The organism is Thermanaeromonas sp. (genome assembly GCF_021890735.1).
In the GTDB taxonomy this organism is placed as follows: domain Bacteria; phylum Bacillota; class DSM-521; order Neomoorellales; family Neomoorellaceae; genus Thermanaeromonas.
The window spans coordinates 1-4496 of sequence record NZ_JAKKUR010000111.1 but is presented as its reverse complement, the minus strand read 5'-3'; the positions used below and the strand labels follow the sequence as shown (position 1 = coordinate 4496).

The 4496-nt window shown below is 50.7% G+C and carries 5 protein-coding genes, 1 pseudogene and 1 riboswitch; of the genes and pseudogenes, 1 reads left to right on the top strand and 5 read right to left on the bottom strand.

The annotated features are described in order from the left end of the window. Both L5656_RS10680 and eam read right to left on the bottom strand, forming a co-directional pair. Positions 1–441 carry an OsmC family protein gene (locus L5656_RS10680; protein ID WP_297202788.1) on the bottom strand — a complete coding sequence of 147 codons (441 nt, stop codon included), beginning with the start codon at positions 439–441 and terminating at the stop codon, positions 1–3. A gap of 175 nt (positions 442–616) precedes the next feature. Continuing rightward, positions 617–1885, bottom strand: a complete 1269-nt coding sequence (gene eam / locus L5656_RS10675) for a glutamate 2,3-aminomutase (protein ID WP_297202786.1) — start codon at positions 1883–1885, stop codon at positions 617–619. A gap of 102 nt (positions 1886–1987) precedes the next feature. Further along, positions 1988–2125: riboswitch (cyclic di-AMP (ydaO/yuaA leader) on the bottom strand. 168 nt (positions 2126–2293) lie between these two features. Between eam and L5656_RS10670 the strand changes: the two genes are divergently transcribed. Further along, on the top strand, positions 2294–2845 hold the full coding sequence (locus tag L5656_RS10670; RefSeq protein ID WP_297202784.1) for an O-acetyl-ADP-ribose deacetylase: 552 nt from the start codon (positions 2294–2296) through the stop codon (positions 2843–2845). A gap of 22 nt (positions 2846–2867) precedes the next feature. Here L5656_RS10670 and L5656_RS10665 read toward each other — a convergent pair whose 3' ends face one another. The 3 genes and pseudogenes from L5656_RS10665 to L5656_RS10655 form a co-directional block, all read right to left on the bottom strand. Next, positions 2868–3452, bottom strand: coding sequence for a DedA family protein (locus L5656_RS10665; RefSeq protein ID WP_297202782.1), 585 nt, complete (start codon positions 3450–3452; stop codon positions 2868–2870). Positions 3453–3516: 64 nt separating this feature from the next. Continuing rightward, positions 3517–4254, bottom strand: a complete 738-nt coding sequence (locus L5656_RS10660; protein WP_297202780.1) for a phosphatidylserine decarboxylase — start codon at positions 4252–4254, stop codon at positions 3517–3519. Further along, positions 4248–4496, bottom strand: a pseudogene (locus tag L5656_RS10655) (hypothetical protein); the annotation flags it as partial. The pseudogene L5656_RS10655 and the gene L5656_RS10660, both read right to left, overlap by 7 nt.

The window sequence follows — 4496 nt, the reverse complement described above, 5'->3', positions numbered from 1 at the left end:
TTAAGGTGCAGGTTGGACGGGGCTGCGCTGGCCATTGATCTCGTAGCAGTAAGATATAGGCGCCGCTTTCTTAACGGTGTTGACCATACCGCAGTACTTGCTTAAAGATAACTCGATGGCATGTTTTATTTGCTCTTCCGGCAGATTATCCCCGGTAAAGCGGTAAATGAGGGTGGCTGCCGTAAAAACCTTAGGATGCTCCGACGCCCTTTCTGCCTCAACATCCAAGGAAAAAGATTGGAGGGCTATACGCTTTTTAGCCAAGATGGACAATACATCCAGGGCAGTACACCCGGCCATCCCCATAAGGAAAACCTCATCGGGCCGGGCCCCGAAGTTCTCACCACCGTGTTCGGGCGCGGCATCCATTAAAACCTCCCGCCCGGACTCTCCACTACCCACTAGTTTCATTCCGCCTTGCCAGGACAAAGAGACCCGCATTCTCGTACCCCCTATTGCAGGATTTCGCTACCATTATACCCCGTGCTAAGGATGGAAGCAAGGAAATTAAAAAAACTGTAGTGCCGGCTTGCTGTCCCTGTTTGGATACTTGACTTCCGGAAGTCCGTTTGGAAACTTACAGGGAAATTTATTAAGCCGGGAGCTGGGGCCCCGGCTATGAGGTCTGGCTACCCAGGTCAGGATAGAGGAGAAGCCTTTTTTCCCAGGTTCTCAGTAACACCTGGCCTTCACCTTTAACCACCACGTATTGCGGCAGGACCGGGGTCTTCCCGTAGCCTTGGGGAGCATTAATTATATAAGTGGGAATAGCCAAACCCGAAGTATAACCCCTCAACTGCTCCATAATTTCGATCCCTTCTTTAATAGAAGTAATGAAATGGGTAGTCCCGGTTACAGGCTTGGCATGGAAGAGGTAATAAGGCCTCACCCTGATCCTTAAAAGTTCCTGATTTAGCTTGCGCATAATGAAGGGATGGTTATTAACGCCTTTAAGAAGTACGGACTGATTACCAAGCACTACACCCGCCTGTACCAGGCGATCGCAAGCCGCTTTGGCCTCCTCAGTAATCTCCCGAGGATGGTTAAACTGAGTATTAAGATAGATGGGCGGATGTTTAGCCAGTATCCGGCACAGTTCCGGGGTGATCCGCTGGGGAAGCGTTACCGGTACCCGGGTACCGATCCTTTTAATCTCCACATGAGGTATGCGGTCCAGCTCTGTGAGCAACCAATCCAGCATCTGGTCGCTCAACATCAGAGCGTCGCCCCCGGTAATGAGCACATCCCGGATCTCGGGATTAGAGCGGATATAATCCAAAGCCGCCTCTAGCTCCTCCCGGCTCCGGGTCCTGTCCACCTCGCCGATATTGCGCCGGCGCTGGCAATGGCGACAGTACATAGCGCACTGGTTGGTTACGTTTATTATCAAACGGTCGGGATAGCGCCGGGTGATGCAGGGAGCCGGAGAAGTCAGCTCTTCTGCCATAGGATCAGGTGTACCCAGCTTATCTTCTATCTCGGCCCGAGCGGGTAAGGCTTGTCTTCTCACCGGACAATCAGGTTCATCCCCCATAAGGCTAAGGTAATAAGGTGAAACTGCCCAGCGGTAAACCTTCCCCACTTCCCTGATGGCTTCCTCTTCTTCCGGACTCAAAGGTATAAGCTCTCGCAGGACCTCCACCGAAGTAATCCGATGGCGTAATTGCCACCGCCAGTCCTGCCATTCAGCCTCACTAGCACCGAAATACTTTCTAATTTTTTCCTGGCGTTTCGCGATCTCCCGAGCTATCTCCCGACCAGATGGTATTTTAGCTTTAGCCTCTAAATAGTCGCTTATACGTGCTCTAAGTTCGGCCGCCCTTTTAAGCGCTATCTCCCTTTTTTCCCGTTCGTCCTCAGGTCCCCTAGTAAGGCTAACCGGCATATTCTCCCCCCTTTACAGGCCTATCTTCGGGCTAAATTAAAGCCCCGGCACCACCGGGGCTTAGGACGCACTAACCTCTTTGTAAGAAGGTAGAAAGCCTTCTCGGGCTGCTTTCCACGCTTACGAGGTTAGCTGCCGGGTTCGGGTCGAAAGCTAACCCTACCTGTAGAAAACTACAGGATTCACCCCCAAAGTTGGTTCCCCCGCTCCCTGTTTCCAGGGATTCAGCGTTTCGATGTATTCACTTATACTCTTTTTCTGTTTTAAATTATAATAAAAAAGAGCGGAAAACGCAATGCTAAAATCTGGGTTAATGGAAAAAACATCCAAAGGATTTGAAGGTGGAAATCCCGAATAACTTTTCAAGCTCAATTATATAAGTTCCTACCAAAGGAGGTCCCTATAGCCATGGAAATTACCCTCGGTCAAACTAAATTAGTATTAATCCAGGGGGATATCACTGTTCAAGATACGGAAGCCATAGTTAATGCGGCCAACGAAGGCTTACGGGGAGGCGGCGGAGTAGACGGGGCCATCCACCGAGCAGGGGGACCCACCATAGCCGAAGAATGCCGGCGCATACGGGAAGAAAGGGGCGGCTGCCCTACGGGACAGGCCGTCTTAACCTCAGGCGGCCAGCTCAAAGCGCGGTATGTAATCCATGCCGTAGGCCCTGTATGGTCGGGTGGTAGCAGGGGAGAAGATGAACTCTTAGCCAGCGCCTACCGGAGTAGCCTAGAGCTAGCCCGGGAGCACGGTATCAAAAGTATCGCCTTCCCTTCCCTGAGTACGGGAGCTTACCGCTTCCCGGTGGACAGGGCGGCCAGGATAGCCATGCGTACGGTGGTAGAATACCTGGAAAGCCACCCCGATACCTTTACGGAAATCCGCTTTGTGCTTTTCTCCGAGCCCGTACTTAAGTCGTATGAAGAAGCCCTAAACGAAATTTTGGGGAAGTAGGGCGGGAGAAGCTGTAAGGAGACTATTTCTTTTTCCTTCGGTATAAATATATTACTGCCCCTAAGACCACCAAAACTAAGCTTCCCAAAAAGACTTTTCCTTTCCAGTCGCCTAGTTCTCGGTAACTATACCACCATTTTAAGAAGTAATGGGCTCCTCTCCAGCTAGCGTATTGCCAGGCTAAAGTCCAGGTGAAAGCTCCTATGGCTGAGTAGAGGGTGTAGGATAAGGCGTCCATCCCCAAAGGTGCAGCACAGACTATGGCTGGTGTACGGATAAGCCCAAACCACCGGGAGACTACCACCACGGCCGGCCCATAACGCCTAAACCAAAAGCTAACCCGCTCCATGGCCTCGGGCCCTATACAGGAACGGGTTAGCTTATCTAACAAGCCCCGCGCCGGCCTAGCCCCCAACCAGTATCCAAGCAAATTGCCTAGCAAATTACCAGCCGTACCGACCAATACTGCTCCCCAAAAGCTCATCTGCCCGTGTTCTATCAGGTATCCAGCAGCCCAAAAAACAGGTTCAAAGGGGATACCGGGGATGCCTATACCTTCCACTAAAAGTAAGATGAAAAGTAATCCATATATATGAGCCGCGGTCATCCCCGTCTCTCACCTGCCTATAAGGGAACCCCGTTACAGTGTCACCACAGGTTTAGCGCCCGACCTATGTAACTTTGTGCGTTTCTCCTTTCCTGCCTGAGCGAGTGCGATAGCGCGCCACAACTGTCTCCCCACCGTAAACCTGTTGCCCCACTTCTACTGTAAGCTCTACATCCTTCTTAAATATGATGAGGTCTACCTGGGAGCCCCGCTCAATAAAGGAAATCTTTTGCCCGGCCCGTAATGTGTCCCCCACTTTAACGAAGCATCTAATTTTATTAACAAACTTATCCGCAATCTCTACTAGGGCCAGGCGCATATCTTTACCTTCTAAAAAGAGGGTAAGGCGCTCATTGACCAGGCGGTAACGGTGGCTGAAAAGGTCCACCGCCCGGCGAAGATAGGTTAAACGTATATATTCCCACCAGTCGACCATAGGAAGATTTACCTTGGCAGGGGTGTAAACGAGGTCGGTTACCCGGCAATCCGCCGGGGCATAATTAAAATGTACATCCAGAGGAGACATATATATGCCTATAATCCATCCCTCTTCTCCCCACAGAGGAGCTTTGGTGATCTCCGTGACAGGGATAACCTGACCCAATTTCTCGACCTGCACCTGGCCACGAGAAAAGGGTTTAATGTAAACTACCTTGCCATCAGCAGGAGCTAAAAGACAACCCTCATCCTGGGGAGGTATCCTCACGGGATCCCGGTAAAACCATACCTTTCTAAGGAAAAACAGGACACCTGCAACGGTTAAAATTAAAGATCCCAGCAAAAATAAAGCAACTTTTACCATTCTAACCACACCTTATGTACATTATAAGGCAGGCGGGGAAGATAATATCCCCCTATCCCTGCCAGTACCTTAAACCAGCTCACCTGCATAGGAGGCAATGGCCGGGGTTCTAAAGGCCCACCCCGGTAAGCATTATCTAAAGCAGTGTACACCGCCAAAGTACCTTTTTCCTCCCACAATCGCCATACCTTAAAAGCTGGAGGCTCCTTAAATATTTCTTCCTCTACGGGAACAAGAAGGCT